Origin of the sequence: Serratia sp. TMDUHS_CL (assembly GCF_037137105.1) — a bacterium.
In the GTDB taxonomy this organism is placed as follows: Bacteria; Pseudomonadota; Gammaproteobacteria; order Enterobacterales; family Enterobacteriaceae; genus Serratia; species Serratia nevei.
In genome coordinates this window covers 186,691-200,117 of the sequence record NZ_JBBBDV010000006.1, presented here as the reverse complement: position 1 = coordinate 200,117, position 13,427 = coordinate 186,691, and the positions used below count along the sequence as shown (strand labels likewise).

Sequence of the window (13,427 nt, the reverse complement as noted above, 5' to 3'; positions counted from 1 at the left end):
TGCCTTAGCGATGCCGAAACATTATTTCTTTTTCGACAAATTGATCCAGGTCTGCACCACGGTGTCCGGATTGAGTGACAGGCTGTCGATGCCCTGCTCCATCAGCCACTCGGCGAAGTCTTCGTGGTCGGACGGGCCCTGGCCGCAGATGCCGACGTATTTGCCGTGGCGCTTGGCCGCCTGAATCGCCATCGACAGCAGCGCTTTCACCGCCTCGTTGCGTTCGTCGAACAGCTCCGACACCACGCCGGAGTCGCGATCCAGCCCCAGCGCCAGCTGGGTCATGTCGTTGGAACCGATGGAGAAGCCGTCGAAGTGCTCGAGGAACTGATCCGCCAACAGCGCATTGGACGGGATCTCGCACATCATGATCACTTTCAGCCCGTTCTCGCCGCGCTTCAGCCCTTGACGCGCCAGCTCGGCCACCACCGCTTCCGCCTGCGCCACGGTGCGCACGAACGGCACCATGATTTCGACGTTGGTCAGCCCCATTTCGTTACGCACGCGTTTCACCGCCTCGCACTCCAGCGCGAAGCAATCGCGGAAGCTGTCGGCCACGTAACGGCCGGCACCACGGAAGCCCAGCATCGGGTTCTCTTCGTGCGGTTCATACTTGTCGCCGCCCACCAGGTTGGCGTACTCGTTGGATTTAAAGTCGGACAGACGCACAATCACGCGCTTCGGCCAGAACGCGGCGCCCAGCGTCGCGATGCCCTCGGTCAGACGGCCGACGTAGAACTCGACCGGATGATCGTAACCCTGCATCAGCGCGCGAATTTCGTTTTGCAGCGCCGGCGTCTGCTGGTCAAACTCCAGCAGCGCGCGCGGGTGCACGCCGATCATGCGGTTGATGATAAATTCCAGCCGCGCCAGGCCCACGCCTTCATTCGGCAAACGCGCGAAGTCGAAGGCGCGATCCGGGTTGCCGACGTTCATCATGATCTTCAGCGGCAGATCAGGCAGCTCGGTCACTTCGGAGCTCTGCACGCTGAAGTCCAGCATATCGCTGTAAACGAAACCGGTGTCGCCTTCCGCGCAGGAGACGGTGACTTTCTGGCCGTCTTTCAGCACGTCGGTGGCGTGGCCACAGCCCACCACCGCCGGAATGCCCAGCTCACGGGCGATGATCGCCGCGTGGCAGGTGCGCCCGCCGCGGTTGGTGACGATCGCGGCGGCTTTCTTCATGATCGGTTCCCAATCCGGGTCGGTCATGTCGGTGACCAACACGTCGCCCGGCTGGATGCGATCCATTTCGCTGATGTCGTGGATCACTTTCACCGGGCCGGCGCCGATGCGGTGGCCGATGGCGCGGCCTTCCACCAGCACCGGGCTGGAGCCGTTCAGCTGGTAGCGCTCCATGGTCTGCTCGTTGGAGCGTACGGTCTCCGGGCGTGCCTGCACGATCAGCAGCTTGCCGGTATGGCCGTCTTTCGCCCACTCGATATCCATCGGGCGACCGTAATGTTTTTCGATCAGGATCGCCTGCTGCGCCAGCGCCTGCACTTCTTCATCCGTCAGCGAGAAACGGCTGCGCTGCGCTTCCGGCACGTCTTCGATGCGCACCTGCTTGCCGTGATCCTGCGACGGTGCGTACACCATGCGGATCTTTTTCGAGCCCAGGTTGCGGCGCACGATCGCCGGCTTGCCGTTTTGCAGCGTCGGTTTGTGCACGTAGAACTCATCCGGGTTCACCGCGCCCTGCACCACCATTTCGCCCAGGCCGAAGGCGGAGGTGATGAATACCACCTGATCAAAGCCGGACTCAGTGTCGATGGTGAACATCACGCCCGAGGAGGCCAGATCGGAGCGCACCATCCGCTGCACGCCCGCCGACAGCGCCACGCCGCGGTGGTCATAGCCTTGGTGCACGCGATAAGAGATGGCGCGGTCGTTGAACAGCGACGCAAACACGTGCTTGATCGCCACCATCACGGCGTCGATGCCCTGCACGTTGAGGAAGGTTTCCTGCTGGCCGGCAAAGGACGCGTCCGGCATGTCTTCCGCCGTGGCGGAGGAACGCACCGCAAAGGAGGCTTCCGGTTCGCCGTCGGCGAGCTGTTGGTAAGCCTGATGAATTTCACGTTCGAACTCGGCGTGGAACGGCGTGTCGATCACCCATTGGCGGATCTGGGCGCCGGCCTTGGCCAGTTGTGCAACGTCGTCAACGTCGGTCTGATCCAGTAGCTGATAGATGCGCTGGTTAACACCGCTTTGTTCGAGGAAATCGTTAAACGCCTGTGCGGTGGTGGCAAAACCGTTTGGCACGGCCACGCCCAAATCGGAAAGATTGGTGATCATTTCACCGAGGGAGGCGTTTTTGCCGCCGACACGGTCAACGTCGTGCATGCCAAGCTGGTTGTACCAAAGCACATTACGCAAGTCTGGGCCATTGTTGGACATCGAGACAATCCTTATTGCTATCAGTAGGGTAAAGACGGATTTAATTCGCTTGCTTTACGGCGCCGCTAACACGGAGCCGAATCAGACTAGCACACTGATCTGGGGAAAATGGAAAGGTGAATCGATCAACCCACTGAAGAAAGTGGTTTTTAAGAGAATGTCCTAACCGGCTGATTTGCCTGGGAACCGTTCCCAATCGCACGAAAAGCTTAGTTCTCAACAAATTACGTTCTTTTTAAACTTCTGTTTTAATGACCACGCAAACGCTACCGTTTTTGGTGAAAATAGCGGCAAATTTGCGTTTCGGATCGAAAAGCGTCGCTGCGCCACGATTTTTACCGTCGTCAAAATGCACTTTTCTTCACGCGCCGCCGCAAGGCGGTTTACCGCCCCGCCGTCACAATTTTTTCCCTCGCCCCTTTACCGGCGAATCGTCTGCGGCTCATGATATTGGCAGTGATGACAGCAGGAACACCGTTCTCAGGTAAGGAGCCTCGGGTGGAAAGAAGCGTTTTTTATATTTCGGATGGTACGGCGATCACTGCCGAAGTGCTGGGGCACGCGGTGCTGTCGCAGTTCCCGGTCACGGCGACCACGTACACCTTGCCGTTTGTCGAAACCGAGGCCCGCGCACGCGCAGTTCGCCAACAAATCGATGATATCTATAATGAAACCGGCGTGCGGCCGCTGGTGTTTTACTCCATCATCTCGCCGGAAGTGCGAGATGTGATCGTCCAGAGCCAGGGCTTTTGCCAGGATATCGTGCAGGCGCTGGTCGGCCCGCTGCAGGGCGAGCTGGACGTAGAACCGACGCCGGTGCCGAACCGCACCCACGGCCTGACCGCCAGCAACCTCGGCAAGTATGATGCGCGCATCGCCGCCATCGACTATACCCTGGCGCACGATGACGGCATTTCGCTGCGCAACCTCGATCAGGCGCAGGTGATCCTGCTCGGCGTGTCGCGCTGCGGCAAAACCCCTACCAGCCTCTATCTGGCGATGCAGTTCGGCATCCGCGCCGCCAACTATCCGTTTATCGCCGACGATATGGACAATTTGCACCTGCCGGCTTCGCTGAAACCGTTTCAGCATAAATTATTCGGCCTGACCATCGATCCGGAGCGCCTGGCGGCGATCCGCGAAGAGAGGCGCGAAAACAGCCGCTACGCCTCATTGCGCCAGTGCCGCATGGAGATCGCCGAGGTCGAGGCGCTGTTCCGCAAAAACCAGATCCGCTATCTCAATACCACCAACTATTCGGTCGAAGAGATCTCCACCAAAATCCTCGATATCCTCGGCATGAGCCGCCGCATGTTCTGATCTTTTCCTCGCGGGGCCGTCGCGCCCCGCCGCCTGCCGTTTATTTCAGCAGCAGCTGATTTTTTTGTGCTTTTTTTCGCGGCTTTGATCAACAGAACGCAATCTCTACGGTTGAATTCAGCGCTTTTTGCGTTATTGTGATCGCCATCACTTCCCGGCACTCCTGCCGCAGAGAAGAACAGTTTCCAGGGAACAACATGTACAAAACAGATGAACTGCGGACCGCGCGCATCGACAGCCTCGTCACGCCGCAAGCGTTGGCAGACAAGCTGCCGATCTCGGCGGCCGTCGCCGATAACGTGACAGCGTCACGAAAACGCATTGAAAAAATCCTCACCGGTGAAGACCGCCGCCTGTTGGTGGTGATCGGCCCCTGCTCCATCCACGATCTCGACGCCGCCGTCGATTACGCCGGCCGGCTGAACGCCCTGCGCGAACGCTACCAGGATCGTCTGGAAATCGTGATGCGCACCTACTTCGAAAAACCGCGCACCGTCGTCGGCTGGAAAGGCCTGATCTCCGATCCGGCGCTGGACGGCACCTTCCAGGTCAACCGCGGCATCGAAATGGCGCGCCGCCTGCTGCTGGAAGTGAACCAGCTCGGCCTGCCGACCGCCACCGAATTCCTGGACATGGTGGTCGGCCAATACATCGCCGATCTCATCAGCTGGGGTGCCATCGGCGCACGCACCACCGAAAGCCAGATCCACCGTGAAATGGCCTCGGCGCTCTCCTGCCCGGTCGGCTTCAAAAACGGCACCGACGGCAACACCCGCATCGCCATCGACGCCATTCGTGCGGCGCGCGCCGGGCACATGTTCCTGTCGCCGGACAAACATGGCCAGATGACCATCTACCAGACCAGCGGCAACCCGTATGGCCACATCATCATGCGCGGTGGCAAAACGCCGAACTACCACGCCAGCGACATCGCTACCGCCTGCGACAGCCTGCGCGAGTTCGATCTGCCGGAGCACCTGGTGATCGACTTCAGCCACGGCAACTGCCAGAAGATGCACCGCCGCCAGCTGGAAGTGGCCGACAACGTTTGCCAACAGATCCGCGCAGGCTCCGCCGCCATCACCGGCGTGATGGCGGAAAGCTTCCTGGTGGAAGGCACGCAGAAAATCGTCGCCGGCCAGCCGCTGACCTATGGCCAGTCGATCACCGATCCTTGCCTGAGCTGGTCCGACAGCGAACAGCTGTTGGCGATGCTGGCGGATGCGATCGATAGCCGTTTCTGACGCAACCTGGGCCGGGGCTTCGCCCCGGCTTTATCCCTCCCGCCCCGCTCTCATCTATACTGATTGCAACCTCTTTGCACCCGCCGAAACGCACCTGGAGCCCCGGCATGATTCACTCTCTGTTATCCATCCCCTGCGTCACGCTGCAGGGCGAGCAAAAAACGCTGGGCGATTTCCCGGCGCGCGCTTATCTGGTGGTCAACACCGCCAGCAAGTGCGGCTTCACCCCGCAATACCGCGGGCTGGAAAATTTGTGGCAATACTATCGCGAACGCGGCCTGGTGGTGCTCGGCTTCCCCTGCAACCAGTTTGGTTCTCAGGAGCCGGGCAGCCCGCTGGAGATCGCCAACTTTTGCAGCCTCAACTACGGCGTCAGTTTCCCGCTGTTCAGCAAGGTAGACGTTAACGGCCCCGGCGCGCACCCGCTGTTCAATGAGCTGAAACGCCTGGCGCCCGGCATTTTGGGTAGCCGCCGCATCAAGTGGAATTTCACCAAGTTTCTGCTTACCGCCGACGGCCAGCGCGTCACGCGCTTTGCGCCGATCACCAAGCCCGAACGTCTGTTTGACCGCATCGAAACCCTGCTGAAATAACGCCCCTTTTTTACGGGCCGAGTGCGCTCGGCCCGCCGCCAGATGTCCGTTCGACAAAAAGGTTCCATCGGTAAGAAAATTTTCCTTGATGTAACCTTTCCTTCACATGATAATGATTCTCAGTTTGATATTAATTACCATTTAATGGTCTGTTTTATAAGCACAATGATGATGGATACTGCCAACACGCCTACCCCCGCCGCCGCGGCCCCGACCGAGCACAGCGCAAACGCGCCGCCCAGCTACGACAGCGCACAGCTGCTCGGCACCGACGGCATCGCGTTCATTACCCATCAGGGCCAGCGCTATCAGCTACGGCAGACCAAAGCCGGGAAATTGATCCTGACCAAATAACCACAGAATCCTCAAACGCCAGCCACCCCGATCTTTTGATCCAGGCAGCCAGCAAATCTATTGATATGTTTTATTACATACGGAGAGTTGCACCATGCCTCTGACATTTTCCACCCGGCTGCGTTTTTCCGCTTTGAGTCTGGCGATTGCCTGCGCTCTGCCTACGGTGGCCTTGGCACAAAACACCAGCACAACATCCTCTTCCAACGCGGCGCCGGCTAAAAAAGCCAAAGCCGCCGACGAGACCATGACGGTGGTCGCCACCGGTAACCAACGCAGCAGCTTTGAAGCGCCGATGATGGTCACGGTCATCGAAGGCAACTCGCCGGAAAGCCAGACTGCCACCTCGGCCGCCGATATGCTGCGCCGCGTGCCGGGCATCACCGTCAACGGCACCGGGCGCAGCAACGGTCAGGACGTAACGATGCGCGGCTACGGCAAAAACGGCGTGCTGACGCTGGTCGACGGCATCCGCCAGGGTACCGATACCGGCCACATCGGCGGCACCTTCCTCGATCCGGCGCTGGTCAAGCGCATTGAAATCGTGCGCGGACCCTCTGCGTTGCTGTACGGCAGCGGCGCACTGGGCGGCGTCATCGCCTACGAGACCGTCGATGCCGCCGATCTGCTGCTGCCGGGCCACGATACCGGGTTCCGCGTCTACGGCACCGCCGGCACCGGCGATCACAGCCTGGGCATGGGCGCCAGCGCTTACGGCAAGACCGATAACCTCGACGGCCTGCTGTCGTTCGGCACCCGCGACGTCGGCAATCTGCGTCAGGGCAACGGCTTCGATGCGCCAAACGATGAAACCATCAGCAACGTGCTGGCCAAAGGCACCTGGAAAATCGACGACAATCAGTCATTGAGCGGCGATCTGCGCTACTACAACAACAGCGCCCAGGAGCCGAAAAACCCGCAGACGCCGGGCAGCTCGAGCGGCAACCCGATGACCAACCGCTCCACCATCCAGCGCGATGCCGCTCTGAGCTATAAGCTCAAGCCGGTCGGCCAGGATTGGCTGGACGCCACCGCGAAACTGTACACCTCGGAAGTCAAAATCAATGCGCACAACGCCGGTGCGACCGACGAATTCCGCAAGCAGACCACCAACGGCGGCAAGCTGGAAAACCGCACGCGTCTGTTCGCCGACAGTTTTGCGTCACACCTGCTGACCTACGGCTCCGAGGTCTATGAACAGAAACAGCAGCCGGGCGGCGCCACCACCAGCTTCCCGCAGGCCAAGATCAACTTCGCCTCCGGCTGGCTGCAGGATGAAATCACGCTGCGCGACATTCCGATCACCGTGCTGGCCGGCACGCGCTACGACGATTACAAAGGCAGCAGCCAAGGCCACGAAGACGTCAAGGCCGACAAATGGTCGTCCCGCGGCGCCCTGAGCTACTCGCCGACCGACTGGCTGATGCTGTTCGGCTCCTATTCCCAGGCCTTCCGTGCTCCGACCATGGGCGAGATGTACAACGATTCGCGCCACTTCCCCGGTAACTATTGGGTGCCTAATCCGAATCTGCGGCCGGAAACCACCAGCACCACCGAAGCCGGTTTCGGCCTGCGCTTCGACGACCTGCTGCTGGCGGATGACAGCCTGCAATTCAAGGCCAGTTACTTCGATACCGACGCCAAAGACTACATCTTCATGTATGTCACTCGTACGCAGACCGCCTCAGCGAATATCTCTCGCGCCAAGATTTGGGGTTGGGACACCTCGCTGAACTACCAGACCAAGTGGTTTAACTGGGATCTGGCTTACAACCGCACACGCGGCAAGGACAAGTCTCGCAATGGCGAATTGAACGCGAAAAGCGGCGATTGGCTGGCCGACATCAGCCCGGATACCGTCACCAGCTCGCTGGACGTGCCGCTGGGCGAAACCGGTCTGTCCGCCGGCTGGGTCGCCACCTTCGCCGAACGCGCCACCCGCGTACAAACGGGGATGCCGGAGCAAGGTGGCTACGGCGTCAACGATTTCTATCTGAGCTACAAGGGCCGCGATCGGCTGCAGGGCGTGACCACCACCGTGGTGCTGGGCAACGCCTTCGACAAAGAATATTACTCGCCGCAGGGCGTCCCGCAGGATGGCCGCAACGCCAAACTGCTGGTCAGCTACCAGTGGTAATCATTTGACTATCTGGCGGACAACCCGGTTGTCCGCCGTTCGCATTACAGCGCAGGAGAATCCCGCATGAGCAATACCCTATACGAACGCTACCAACAGGCTAAAATCGATCACCCCGGCAAATACGCCCGCGATCTGGCGGCGATCCTCGGCGTCAGCGAAGCGGAGCTGACGCACGCCCGCGTCGGCCACGATACTCGCCGCCTGCAGGCCGACGCACGCACCCTGCTGACCGAGCTTGAGCAGGTCGGCGTCACCAAGTCCATCACCCGCAACAGCTATGCGGTGCATGAGCAGATGGGCCGCTACCGCAATCAGCACCTCAACGGCCACGCCGGGCTGATCCTCAACCCGCGCGAGCTGGATCTGCGCCTGTTCCTCAACCACTGGACCAGCGTTTTCGCCATGAGCGAAACCAACAAGCGCGGCGTGCGCCACAGCATCCAGTTCTTCGACCAACAGGGCGATGCGCTGCACAAGGTCTACACCACCGAAGAGACCGATCTGCCGGCCTGGATGGCACTGGTGGAACGCCACCTGAGCGAAGAAAACCCGGCGCTGGCGCTGCAGCCCGCCGAGGCGAGCAGCGCGGATGAAACGACGCAGGATCATGCCAAAATCGACGGTGAATGGCGTGCGATGACCGACGTTCACCAGTTCTTCCAGCTGCTCAGCCGCAACAAACTGACGCGCCAGCAGGCGTTCCGCGCCGTCGGCGACGATCTGGCCTATCAGGTGGACAACAGCGCGCTGTCGCAGCTGCTGGAAGCGGCGCAGCAGCAGCAGAACGAGATCATGATCTTCGTCGGCAACCGCGGCTGCGTGCAGATCTTCACCGGCCAGATCGAACGTTTGATGCCGCAGGAAGGCTGGATCAACGTGTTCAACCGCCGCTTCACGCTGCACCTGATCGAAGACGCCATCGCCGAAAGCTGGATTACCCGCAAACCGACCAAAGACGGCATCGTCACCAGCCTGGAGCTGTTCGCCGCCGATGGCACGCAGATTGCGCAGCTGTATGGCCAGCGTACCGAAGGTCAGCCGGAACAAACCCAGTGGCGCGAGCAGGTTGCCGCGCTCGCCGCCAAGGACATCGCCGCATGAAATCTTCCTTGATCCGCCGCCTGGCGTTGATGATGTCGCTGGCGCTGCCGCTCACCGCTGCGGCGGCGCAGCGCATCGTCTCGATCGGCGGCGACGTGACGGAAATCGCCTTCGCGCTCGGCGCCGGCGACGAGGTGATCGCCCGCGACAGCACCAGTCTGCACCCGGAAGCGGTGAAAAAGCTGCCGGACGTCGGCTACATGCGCCAGCTGAACGCCGAAGGCATTTTGGCGCTGAAGCCGACGCTGGTGCTGACAACCGAGCTGGCACAGCCGGCGCTGGTGCTCAAACAGCTGGCGGACAGCGGCGTCAACGTGGTCAGCGTGCCGGGTGACACCACCCTGCAGGCGGTACCGCAGAAAATCGCTACGATCGCCGCCGCGCTGCAGCGCGTTGAGCAAGGCAAACAGCTGAGCGAGCGCTATCGACAACAGCTGGCGGCGGTCGATACCTCCCCGCTGCCGGTCAAGGTGCTGTTCGTGATGAGCCACGGCGGCATCACGCCGATGGCCGCCGGGCAACACACCGCCGCCGACGCGGTGATTGCCGCCGCCGGCCTGAAAAACGCCATGCAGGGCTTTGACCGCTACCGTCCGCTGTCGCAGGAAGGCGTCATCGCCAGCGCGCCGGATCTGTTGCTGGTCACTACCGACGGCGTGCGCACCCTCGGCGGCGAACAGCAGCTGTGGACGCTGCCGGGCCTGGCGTTGACACCGGCAGGCAAGCAACGCCGCGTGCTGATCGTCGATGACATGGCGCTGCTGGGCTTCGGTCTGGAAACGCCGGCGGCGCTGGCCAAACTGCGCCACGCGGCGGAGCAAAAGTAATGCGCTGTCGCACCTCGCCTCAGCTGGCCATCATCGGTCTGCTGGTGTTGCTGACGCTGCTGGCGCTGGTCGCCGCCAACCTGGGCGCGCTGACGCTGTCGTTTCGCACCCTGTGGCGCGAACCTTTCAGCGACGCCGCCTGGCACATCTGGTTGAACATCCGCCTGCCGCGCGTGCTGCTGGCGGTGGTGATCGGCTGCGCGCTGGCGGTATCCGGTGCGGTGATGCAGGGGCTGTTCCGCAACCCGCTGGCGGATCCGAGCCTGCTGGGCATCAGCAGCGGCGGCGCGCTGTTTGTCGCCCTGTTCATCGTGATGCCGCTGGCGTTGCCGGTGACGATCGCGCTGTATGGCCATATGCTGGCGGCGTTCCTCGGCAGCCTGCTGGTATCGCTATTGATCTACGGCATCAGCCGCAGCGGGCACGGCAATCTGTCGCGGCTGCTGCTGGCAGGCATCGCCATCAACGCCCTGTGCATGGCGGCCATCGGCGTGCTCTCTTACGTCAGCAGCGATCAACAGCTGCGCCAGTTCTCGCTGTGGATGATGGGCAGCCTCAGCCAGTCACAGTGGCCGACGCTGGCGGTTTCCGCCTCGCTGATCCTGCCTACGGCGCTGCTGACGCTGCTGCAGGCGCGCCGGCTGAACCTGTTGCAGCTGGGGGACGAAGAGGCCCACTACCTCGGGGTGAACGTCCAGCGCGCCAAGCTGCAGCTGCTGTTGCTGAGCGCCTTGCTGATCGGCGCGGCGGTAGCGATGAGCGGCGTGATCGGCTTTGTCGGTTTGGTGGTGCCGCATCTGGTGCGCATGCGCCTCGGCGGCGATCACCGCTGGCTGCTGCCCTGCTCCGCGCTGGGCGGCGCCTGCCTGCTGCTGGTCAGCGATACGCTGGCGCGCACGCTGGTGGCGCCGGCCGAAATGCCGGTGGGGTTGATGACCAGCCTGATCGGCGGTCCTTACTTCTTGTGGCTGGTGATGCGCCAGCGGGAGCGAACCGGTGGATAACGCCGCCTGTCTGACGGCCCGAGAGCTGCGCTACAGCCTCGGTGCGCGCCGCCTGATCAACGACGTTTCGCTCAGCCTCGTCGGCGGCGAAATGGTGGCGATTATCGGCCCTAACGGCGCCGGCAAATCGACGCTGCTGCGCTTGCTGACCGGCTATTTGACGCCGGACTGCGGCGAATGTCGCCTGCTTGATCGCCCGCTGGAACAGTGGGCGCCGCAGCAGTTGGCCAAAGTCCGAGCCGTGATGCGCCAGTACAGCGATCTGGCGTTTCCGTTCAGCGTGGAGGAAGTGGTCAGCATGGGGCGGGCGCCGCACGGCAAACGCGACGAGCATCAGGCGATCCAACAGGTGATGGCGCAGACCGACTGCCTGGCGCTGGCGCAGCGCGACTACCGCCAACTGTCCGGCGGCGAACAGCAGCGGGTACAGCTGGCGCGGGTGTTGGCGCAGCTGTGGCAACCGCAGCCGTCTCCCGCCTGGCTATTTCTCGACGAGCCGACCTCGGCGCTGGATCTGTACCACCAGCAGCACACTTTGCGCCTGCTGCGCTCGCTGACGCGCCAACAGCCGCTGGGCGTCTGCTGCGTGCTGCACGATCTTAATCTGGCCGCGCTGTACGCCGATAGGATCCTGCTGCTGCATCAGGGGCGTCTGGTGGCGAGCGGCACGCCGCAGGAGGTGTTGCAGACGGAGATCCTCACCCGCTGGTATCAGGCCGATCTCGGCGTGGTGCATCATCCCGAAGTGTCGCTGCCGCAGGTCTACCTGCGTCAATAACGTCAAGGGCGCCATTAAGCGCCCTTTTTTCATCTCAGCTGGAGCAGGAAATCTCCAGATGTTTGCCCCAGTCCGGCGGCAGCACGGCGAGATCGTCATATTCCGGCGCATCGTCGAACGGCCGCAGCAGGGCCTGATGCAACCGCTGCAAACGGCCCACGTCGTCTTGCTCCGCGTCTTCAATCGCCTGCTGCGCCAGATAGTTGCGCAGGATCAGGCGCGGGTTCACCGCCTTCATCGCCCGTTGCCGTTCCTCATCGCTCACCTGCTCCTGCTGCAAACGCTGACGATACTGCTGATACCAGGAATCGAACGCCGCGCGGTCGATAAACTCGTCGCGCAGCGGCGACTGCGCCTGTTGCTGTTCAGTGTCGCTCAACAGGCGGAACGTGCGGGTATAGTCCCGCCCTTCCTGCGCCATCAGGCTCAACAGCCCGGTGAGCACGTCATTGTCCTGCGCCGTCGGCGTGAAGAAGCCGAGTTTAGCGCGCATCTGTTCGCCGTAGGCGCGCATCAGCGCCGGTTCATACGCCGCCAGCGCCTGCTGCAGCTGTTCAGTGGTCATCAGCCCCGACAGGGTCTGCGCCAGGCGATGCAGGTTCCACAGCGCCACCGCCGGCTGATTGTCGAAGGCGTAACGCCCCTGATGGTCGGAGTGATTGCAGACATAACCGGGCTGATAGTCATCGAGGAAGCCGTAAGGGCCGTAGTCAATGGTGATGCCGAGAATCGACATGTTGTCGGTGTTCATCACGCCGTGAGCGAAACCGACGGTTTGCCAATGGGCGATCAGGCGCGCCGTCCGTTCCACCACGTCGGTAAACCACAGCAGGTAACGTTCAGCCTGATCCTGCAGCTGCGGCCAGTGACGGGCAATGACGAAATCCGCCAACTGCCGCACCTGCTCCGGCTGTTTGCGGTAGTAAAAGTGCTCGAAGTGGCCGAAGCGCACGTGGCTTTCCGCCACCCGCATCAGCATGGCGCCGCGTTCCGGCTGCTCGCGGAACACCGGCTGCCGGCTGGTCACGATGGTCAACGCCCGGGTGGTCGGGATCCCCAGATGATGCAACGCCTCGGAGGCCAGAAACTCGCGGATCACCGAACGCAGCACCGCGCGGCCGTCCCCCATACGCGAATATGGCGTCAGCCCGGCGCCCTTCAGGTGCCAGTCGCGGTGGCTGCCGTCCGCCAGGACCTGTTCGCCCAGTAAAATGCCGCGGCCATCCCCCAGCTGCCCGGCCCATACGCCAAACTGGTGGCCACTGTACACCTGTGCCAACGGCTGCATGCCGGGCAGCAGCGTTTCTCCCGCCCAAATGGGGGTTTTATCCTGGGTAAACCAACTTTCATCCAGCCCCAGCTCGCGCGCCAGCGGCTCGCTGTGGTACAGCAGGCGCGCATCCTTGAGCGGCGTCGGGTTCAGGGCGGTGTAGAAACCGGGTAACTGTTGGTAGTAAGCGTTATCGAACTGCGGCATAGGCCCTCCGTTTCAGCGTAGTGTAGAGCCTGGACGGGCGGATTAACACCGAAGGAATGCAGGGAGAACGCATCCTCCTGTCGCCAGGACGGATGCGGGGAGTTTGGCGTTTCCACCTGGCGGAGGAAACGCGGTTTAACGTGGGCTGACAAAACGGTGTCATCAGCCAAAAAACGATGGCGAATAACG

11 protein-coding genes are annotated in these 13,427 nt (G+C 61.9%); 9 read left to right on the top strand and 2 right to left on the bottom strand.

Going from position 1 to position 13,427, the window contains the following annotated elements; all coding sequences use genetic code 11:
- Nucleotides 1-21 precede the first annotated feature (21 nt).
- Nucleotides 22-2,400: a phosphoenolpyruvate synthase gene (ppsA, locus tag WCL58_RS13840; RefSeq protein WP_060419199.1), complete on the bottom strand. Its 2,379-nt coding sequence runs from the start codon at nt 2,398-2,400 to the stop codon at nt 22-24.
- Between the two features lie 459 nt (nt 2,401-2,859).
- Between ppsA and ppsR the strand changes: the two genes are divergently transcribed.
- From ppsR to WCL58_RS13795, 9 genes are all read left to right on the top strand, one after another.
- Nucleotides 2,860-3,720, top strand: coding sequence for a posphoenolpyruvate synthetase regulatory kinase/phosphorylase PpsR (gene ppsR / locus WCL58_RS13835; protein ID WP_162215433.1), 861 nt, complete (start codon nt 2,860-2,862; stop codon nt 3,718-3,720).
- A 197-nt stretch (nt 3,721-3,917) separates the two neighbouring features.
- Nucleotides 3,918-4,964 (top strand): 3-deoxy-7-phosphoheptulonate synthase, encoded by a 1,047-nt coding sequence (locus WCL58_RS13830; protein WP_336851288.1) that lies wholly within the window; start codon nt 3,918-3,920, stop codon nt 4,962-4,964.
- Nucleotides 4,965-5,071: 107 nt separating this feature from the next.
- Nucleotides 5,072-5,557, top strand: coding sequence for a glutathione peroxidase (locus WCL58_RS13825; protein ID WP_336851287.1), 486 nt, complete (start codon nt 5,072-5,074; stop codon nt 5,555-5,557).
- Nucleotides 5,558-5,728: 171 nt separating this feature from the next.
- Entirely contained in the window at nt 5,729-5,911 is a 183-nt protein-coding gene (gene hemP, locus WCL58_RS13820) for a hemin uptake protein HemP (RefSeq protein WP_043141213.1), read from the top strand.
- Between the two features lie 94 nt (nt 5,912-6,005).
- A complete protein-coding gene (locus WCL58_RS13815; RefSeq protein WP_197827520.1) occupies nt 6,006-8,048 on the top strand; it encodes a TonB-dependent hemoglobin/transferrin/lactoferrin family receptor in 2,043 nt (680 codons plus the stop codon).
- Nucleotides 8,049-8,114: 66 nt separating this feature from the next.
- Nucleotides 8,115-9,152: a hemin-degrading factor gene (locus WCL58_RS13810; RefSeq protein WP_060440066.1), complete on the top strand. Its 1,038-nt coding sequence runs from the start codon at nt 8,115-8,117 to the stop codon at nt 9,150-9,152.
- On the top strand, nt 9,149-9,979 hold the full coding sequence (locus WCL58_RS13805) for a heme/hemin ABC transporter substrate-binding protein (RefSeq protein ID WP_033638352.1): 831 nt from the start codon (nt 9,149-9,151) through the stop codon (nt 9,977-9,979). The genes WCL58_RS13810 and WCL58_RS13805 overlap by 4 nt, the downstream gene beginning before the upstream one ends.
- Nucleotides 9,979-10,983 (top strand): FecCD family ABC transporter permease, encoded by a 1,005-nt coding sequence (locus WCL58_RS13800; RefSeq protein WP_016927948.1) that lies wholly within the window; start codon nt 9,979-9,981, stop codon nt 10,981-10,983. Before WCL58_RS13805 ends, WCL58_RS13800 begins: the two co-directional genes overlap by 1 nt.
- Nucleotides 10,976-11,761 (top strand): heme ABC transporter ATP-binding protein, encoded by a 786-nt coding sequence (locus WCL58_RS13795; RefSeq protein WP_142109794.1) that lies wholly within the window; start codon nt 10,976-10,978, stop codon nt 11,759-11,761. Before WCL58_RS13800 ends, WCL58_RS13795 begins: the two co-directional genes overlap by 8 nt.
- Before the next feature lie 34 nt (nt 11,762-11,795).
- Here WCL58_RS13795 and WCL58_RS13790 read toward each other — a convergent pair whose 3' ends face one another.
- Nucleotides 11,796-13,238, bottom strand: coding sequence for a protein adenylyltransferase SelO (locus WCL58_RS13790; protein WP_084826322.1), 1,443 nt, complete (start codon nt 13,236-13,238; stop codon nt 11,796-11,798).
- Nucleotides 13,239-13,427: the final 189 nt, after the last annotated feature.

What these genes read in the sequence shown, in the direction of transcription:
- ppsA (WP_060419199.1), bottom strand. Translation starts at nt 2,400, where the DNA reads ATGTCCAACAATGGCCCAGACTTGCGTAATGTGCTTTGGTACAACCAG.
- ppsR (WP_162215433.1), top strand. Translation starts at nt 2,860, where the DNA reads ATGACAGCAGGAACACCGTTCTCAGGTAAGGAGCCTCGGGTGGAAAGA.
- WCL58_RS13830 (WP_336851288.1), top strand. Translation starts at nt 3,918, where the DNA reads ATGTACAAAACAGATGAACTGCGGACCGCGCGCATCGACAGCCTCGTC.
- WCL58_RS13825 (WP_336851287.1), top strand. Translation starts at nt 5,072, where the DNA reads ATGATTCACTCTCTGTTATCCATCCCCTGCGTCACGCTGCAGGGCGAG.
- hemP (WP_043141213.1), top strand. Translation starts at nt 5,729, where the DNA reads ATGGATACTGCCAACACGCCTACCCCCGCCGCCGCGGCCCCGACCGAG.
- WCL58_RS13815 (WP_197827520.1), top strand. Translation starts at nt 6,006, where the DNA reads ATGCCTCTGACATTTTCCACCCGGCTGCGTTTTTCCGCTTTGAGTCTG.
- WCL58_RS13810 (WP_060440066.1), top strand. Translation starts at nt 8,115, where the DNA reads ATGAGCAATACCCTATACGAACGCTACCAACAGGCTAAAATCGATCAC.
- WCL58_RS13805 (WP_033638352.1), top strand. Translation starts at nt 9,149, where the DNA reads ATGAAATCTTCCTTGATCCGCCGCCTGGCGTTGATGATGTCGCTGGCG.
- WCL58_RS13800 (WP_016927948.1), top strand. Translation starts at nt 9,979, where the DNA reads ATGCGCTGTCGCACCTCGCCTCAGCTGGCCATCATCGGTCTGCTGGTG.
- WCL58_RS13790 (WP_084826322.1), bottom strand. Translation starts at nt 13,238, where the DNA reads ATGCCGCAGTTCGATAACGCTTACTACCAACAGTTACCCGGTTTCTAC.